Origin of the sequence: Actinocrinis sp., from assembly GCF_035938995.1 — a bacterium.
Taxonomy (GTDB): Bacteria; Actinomycetota; Actinomycetes; order Streptomycetales; family Catenulisporaceae; genus DASZGI01.
The window spans coordinates 1-5,839 of the sequence record NZ_DASZGI010000269.1; the positions used below are offsets into that span (position 1 = coordinate 1).

The window sequence follows — 5,839 nt, forward strand, 5'->3', positions numbered from 1 at the left end:
CCCGACGACGTGGTGCGCTACGCCCTCAACACCGGCTCGGGCATCTACCACGCCGTCGGCGCCAGCGCCATGGGACCACGGGCTGACGATGTCGTCGACCCCCAGCTGCGCGTCCGCGGAGTCACCGGGCTGCGCGTCGTCGACGCCTCCGTCCTTCCTCTCCAACTCGCCGGGAACACCCAGGCCCCCACGATGGCGGTGGCCTGGATCGCCGCCGACCTCATCCGCGAAGATTCATAGGCCCTTCAGCTAAGCGCGGGCTTCCGCCGCCCGGCGCAGACACCTTTCTCGGGTTCTTCGGGCCGCTGGCGCTCCTCACGCAGCTTGTCGTCTGGGCGCTCGGCTTGATGATCGGCTATGGCCTGATCGAATGGGCTGTCGCCGGCGGGTCCTTCTCGACGCGGTTCCTCACGAGCTCCGGCCTGACGCCATGAAGAAAGACACGCCCTGCGCTGCCATCTGGTCTATCGCCTGCTGCGAGTTGTCGCTTTCCCCGAAGTAGAGACTGCAGCTCGCCACGGTGAGCTGGGGGGGGTGAACGTGGCCATGTGGTGCAGGATGGCATCCATCCGGTCGGTGATACCGGTAGTGCCCTGGAAAACGGAGATGGTCGCCTTCGGAGCCATGGCATAGACCATCTCCACATCGAGGTTGGCCTCGTCGGTGGAGCCCGCGGGAGGGCCGCCACCGAAAATGACACCGGATTCTGCCTCGACCGGGGTGACGTTCGGCCGTGAGGTGAGCACGCGGACCGTCATGGTGCGGACCACTCGATGCTGCGCCGCGCGAACCTGTGGCACGCGGTCGCGGCCGAGTTCGCCCGGGTGTCGTTCGGGCTGCCCGCGGGGGCGGGGCGGCCGGATCACGCTGGTCTGACCGGCTTTATGGACCGCTGGGCCACCAGCGTCGCGTGTCCAGCAATGCCTGGGCTATGTGGAATGCAATCTGGCTTGTCTCGTCGGCCGGCTGATCCTCTGATGGGCCCAGGGGTAGTTCTGCGATGCTGTAGAGAAGCGTGGGTCGGCCGACGGCCGCGGCGTTGGTGATCGCCGTGCGCCAATAAGGCGACCAGTGCTTGAGACTGGTACCGGACCTGGCGCGGGCGAGGGCTCGGCTGCTACTGGCTCGTTTGGATGCCACGGGCTCGTCATGCGCGGCATCTGCCATCCGGACGGCCAGTTCGGCAGGCAGCGCCGGAGCGACGGCCTCGATCGTGTCGGCGAGAGAATTGCCATGTGGGAGCTGCTGTTCTTGCGTCAGGTCAAGTAGTCGCGAGACAAGCGCGGCGGCTTCTTCGGCCGGGAGGTAGGGGGCGAGCCGAGCGAGCGGTTCGAGCAACTGGTAATCGCTGGTGATCGAGCGCATGCTGGCGACGGCGCTGCTCATGATCGCCGGCCGCGTGGTCGGGTCGGCGTGTGCTGCCAGCGCGGCGAGCGCGGCCGACCGCTCGCCGGGTGTTCTTAGATCTTGAGCAAGTGCTACGGCTTGTAGCAGCCGCTGGGGGGACAGGTAGGGGGCGAGTTTCCCGAATGCGCTGGTGCCGTGTCGGCGGACATGGTCTGGTTCGTCCGCGGCGCTGAGCCTGGCTGCGCATCGGAGCGCCTGGTCTTGCAGGTCATCGCCGTAGTTGTCCGACAGGTACACCGCCAGCCAGATGAGCTGGCGCATACGGTCGCGGCTTTCGTCCCTGATGAGGTCTTGTTCCAGCTGGGGTGTGAGGGGTAGCCGTGCCGCCGCGGGAACAGCGTGTACCGCCTGCTCGAGCGCTTCCAGCGCCTCGCACGGTATGTCGTCAGGGTGGTCGTGCGGGCGGAATCCGTCTTCTGCCGTCTCCTTGAGCAGGCCGGGACGTCGTGACTCGGTGACGTGCGGCACGAGCATCGCCAGCGCCCGCGCGCGGGAGCATGGTTCTTCGATACCGCGCACGATCTCCACGGCACGGCTGCTCACCGCGTCGGGCAAGGCTGGTGACCCTAGCCCGGCTCGGGAATGCCGGTCACGCCACTGATCCAGCGTGCACTGCATGCGCAAGACGTCGATGAGCTGTTCGGGATTTCGAGTCATCCGCGCCAGCGGCCGGAACCGGCGGTGTGGGTAGCCTTCGGAGTCGGCCATGTCGAGTGCCTGGCGGTGGAGCATGCCGCGTTCCGGTTCCTCAGCCCTGGCCGCGAGCCCGGCGAGCAACTGGGCGCGCGTCTCGATGTCGGCTGATTCAGCGGTCTCGGCGATCTCGGCCGCGAAGCCGACCAGGTCGGAGGGCAGGCACGGAGCTAGCTGGTTAAGCAAGGCAAGCCGGCGTACCTCGTCCTTGACGGTCGCGACCAGTTCGGTGATCTGCCGCAGCGACGCACGGGGCAGGTTGGGCGCAAGGTGCACGAAGGCCTGTGCCCATTCCTCAGCCGAGTCGAGCGGAGGGACCGCGAGCGCACGGCGGAGGAGGTCTGGCGGCAGGTACGGTGCGAGCTGACTCAGCGCTTCGCTGGGTGGGCTGACGGCACCGGCGGCGTCAACGGCGCGACGAAGGAGGTGTTCGGGCAGCATCGGCGCCAGCGCGCACAGCATCCATTCGGTGCCGGGGGGATCGGCGTGCTGGGAGGCGTCGGCGATCCCTTCGATCAGGTTGACGCGATCGGGTTGCGGCATGGCCGACAGCAACGCGAGCAGGTCCTGCCGGTCGCCCTTCGGCGCGACGGCGCGCACGGCCGCGACCGCCTTGGCCAGGGCGTCGGCATGGTGCTCCGGGGGCAGGCGTGGCAACGCGCCGGCTAGGACCTCGATGGTGGTATGCGGCGACGCTTGATCAAGGATTCCGGCCAAGAAGGCGGGCAGCTGCTGGGCCGACAGGTACGGCACGACTGCGACCGCGAGCTCCTCTTTTCGCCAGTGCTCCCCAGCGCCGGCGACGGCGGCGAGCATCTCCTCGATGACGGGCCGCCGCTGTTCCTCCGGGGTGCATCGAAGTACCGCCTTGTACGCGTCACCGCGCTCGCCACGGTAGCGGGCGTTCCGCGCCGTGTCGAGGACGTCGTCTCGCAGCTCAGGCAGCATCTCCAGGGACGCGGTCATCGCGCGGCGGTATTCGAGATCGGAAGGACCCGAGGCTGCGCCCCGTCGCAGCTCTGCGACCGCGCGGGCCGGATAGTATCGCGCCAGCCAGGTCAGCAGCCGCGCGCGCAGCCGCTCCTGCTGGGCACTGACGGCCGCGGCCTCAAGCGCCTGGTCGAACAGCACCGACCGGTCCGGCTCAGATGCGGCGACCGCGATACGCGCGTACGCCATCGCCCGCTGCATGGACCAGGTGATGCCTCCGGCGGCCTGCTTCGCCAAGTCCAAGAGCTCGGCCCGCTCACTGGTCCCGTCCCTAAGAAGCCGCGCGAGCAGGGTAAGCGCTGCAGCCCGATCGTCCGCGTCGGACATTACGGTCGCGTACGCCAGCGCCTTCTCAAGGGGCCACATCCCGCGGCGTACCAGGACGGCCAGGAGCCGCGGCGGGATACTGCCGGCGATGCTCGCCAGTGAGCTTCTCATCAGGGCGTACCGAATCTCCGTCGCGATATGCCGGGCCGTGTCGCCCGACGTCCCCGCTTGATCCGTTGACTTCTCGGCTCGCGCACGCGCCAGGTCGATGTCAGCGAGATATTCGGCCAACCATCCCAGCCGATCATGAACATCGAACCAGCGATTGCCGCTCCCATCCACGGCTGCGGATGACTCTGCCGCCAGCAACTCGTGCAGCGCGCCGTCCCGGCCTGCTTCCGCCAGATGGTCAGCCATATGACTCATCCCGTACTGGAAATCGTCATCGTTAGCGTCGACCGGGTCGAGGGCGGGAAGCCCAGCCGAGAGTCCTCCCCAGGTTTCCAGATAGCTGTCGGCCAGGCGGCCGTGCAACTCCGGCAACTGCGCGCCTACCCGCCACCGCGCGTAGTCGTACTGCAGGTCGTGCAGCCGGAAGGTCGAATCGGCGGGGCGGTAGGTCAGCAGCGACCGCCGTCCGAGAAGGATTACCGTCCGCAGCGAGTCGCCAGCGTCGAGCCCGTGGTGCGACCACAGGCGCGCGGCCGCGGCGACGGGCACCCCTCCTCGGGTGCTGAACACCGCCAGATCGTCATACAAGGCCTGGGTCCGGGCGTCCAGGGTCGTCGTGCCGACGGCGATCGCGGCAAGCAGCGATGGGCGCGGATATCCTCGGAACGCCTGCTTCAACGAGGCCAAGTCGGCCTTGCGCAGGAGATCGACGACGGTTTCCCACGGATACCCGGTACTGACCATGCCCCCGCAGATCGCCAGCGCCAGCGGCAGGCCACCACAACGGGCAACGATCTCCTCGGCAGGCCCGGTGAATGCAGGGGCGATATCGTCGGGTCCACCCGCGTACCGGGCCAGCAGGCGCAACGCATGCGCCTGCTCCACCGGATCGGCGAGATCAAACGCCCCCACCGGGCACATCACCGTCCCGTGCGGCAGCGTGTCCAGGTCGCGCGTTGTCACCAGCAACGCGCTCCCGGGACCCAGAACATCGACCGCCTCGACCTGGCTAGCCCGCATCACGTCGTCGAGGACCAGCAGACAGCGCGCACCGGACAGCCGCTGCCGCAAGGCAGTCCGGCCAGCTTCGACGCTGTCGCCCACCGCGCCGACGCCTGCCGCCCCCAGAATGACCGCCTGGCACAGTGCTTCGGGGGTGTCGCCGACCTCCACCCACAACACGCCATCGGGAAACATGGTCCCGACCGTCGCATCATGCGCCACAGCCTGTGCGAGCATCGTCTTCCCCGAACCGCCCATGCCAGCTACCGCAACGATGGCCGCCCGTACTTCGCTCGGCTCCCGTAGGAGGCCGACGATGCGGTCATGAATCTCCGGGCGCACACAGAAGGCTCCTGGCAGCGGCGGCGCCATCAGGCGGCCAGCCCACGCTCCGCGCAACTGGCCCGGTGCTGGCAATGACGCGAACGCAGATCCGGACGTCAACCGCTCCCCGGACTCGACGAAAGCGCGCATCATCTCACGGATTTCCAGGACCGCGTTCAGCACCAGTCGATCCGCAACCGGAAGGGAGCCCATAATCACGCGAAGCGCCTCGCCTCTGAGACAAGTGGCCAGCGAGGATAGCGTCCCCTCATCCATACCGGCCGTCGCATTGCGGATATCATCTTCGATCTTCGATCGCGCCTCGGCAGTCATACGATCTTTGCATATCAGGGCGACGAACTCATGACGTGACACGACTTCTCGCAACGCAGCCGGAATACTAGGAAATTCAGCGGAATCTGTACTGACGATCTTCTGGAATCGTTTTCGCAAGGACCGTTTCAGTGTGGCATCGGTCAGTTTTGAGCGCAGCGAGGACGCGGCTTCCTCGGTCGCTGCTCCGGCCAAGATGTTGATCAGTTCGGCGAGATCGAAGACCAGCCCCATAACCATCGCAACCTCAATCAATGCCTCCGCATGCCGTCGCACGCCCGGTTACCGTGCACCATGCTAGGCCCGAGGCTGGCCGCCATGGGGACGTGGGCGGATGCGGTCGGCGGGCCGGTCACCGTCATCGCCTGCGGCGAGAAGTGGCCCGACGGATCCCTGCGGCTATCGCAGGTCCAGCCGGATCAGGAACGCGTCGGCCTCCGCCAGGTCCAGCCGGGACCGCGCCTCGCGCTGCACCGTGGGACGCAAATCGGCCACGGCTAGGACTCCAGAAACCGCACGGCGGCGATGACGCGGCGGTTGTCGTTGTCGTCGGGGGCCAGGCCGAGCTTGTCGAAGATGTTCGCGACGTGCTTCTCCACGACCTTCGGGGAGATGAACAGCGTCCCGGCGATGGCGGCGTTGGAGCGGCCCT

Annotated in this window: 4 protein-coding genes; 1 reads left to right on the forward strand and 3 read right to left on the reverse strand. The window is 67.5% G+C overall.

Going from position 1 to position 5,839, the window contains the following annotated elements; translation table 11 throughout:
• A partial coding sequence (locus tag VGZ32_RS18670) for a GMC oxidoreductase (protein WP_326887360.1) occupies window positions 1–240 on the forward strand: 240 nt, incomplete at its 5' end.
• 224 nt (window positions 241–464) lie between these two features.
• Here the strand turns inward: VGZ32_RS18670 and VGZ32_RS18675 are convergent.
• The 3 genes from VGZ32_RS18675 to VGZ32_RS18685 all read right to left on the reverse strand — a co-directional run.
• The gene (locus tag VGZ32_RS18675; RefSeq protein ID WP_326887361.1) at window positions 465–758 is read right to left on the reverse strand and encodes a hypothetical protein; all 294 of its coding nucleotides are present in this window, start codon (window positions 756–758) and stop codon (window positions 465–467) included.
• 124 nt (window positions 759–882) lie between these two features.
• Window positions 883–5,427, reverse strand: a complete 4,545-nt coding sequence (locus VGZ32_RS18680) for an NB-ARC domain-containing protein (protein WP_326887362.1) — start codon at window positions 5,425–5,427, stop codon at window positions 883–885.
• A 257-nt stretch (window positions 5,428–5,684) separates the two neighbouring features.
• The coding region (locus VGZ32_RS18685; RefSeq protein ID WP_326887363.1) for a LuxR C-terminal-related transcriptional regulator at window positions 5,685–5,839 on the reverse strand (155 nt) is incomplete at its 5' end.

Excerpts from the sequence above, each read along its gene's own strand:
- VGZ32_RS18675 (WP_326887361.1), bottom strand. The coding sequence starts at position 758 with ATGACGGTCCGCGTGCTCACCTCACGGCCGAACGTCACCCCGGTCGAG.
- VGZ32_RS18680 (WP_326887362.1), bottom strand. The coding sequence starts at position 5,427 with ATGGTTATGGGGCTGGTCTTCGATCTCGCCGAACTGATCAACATCTTG.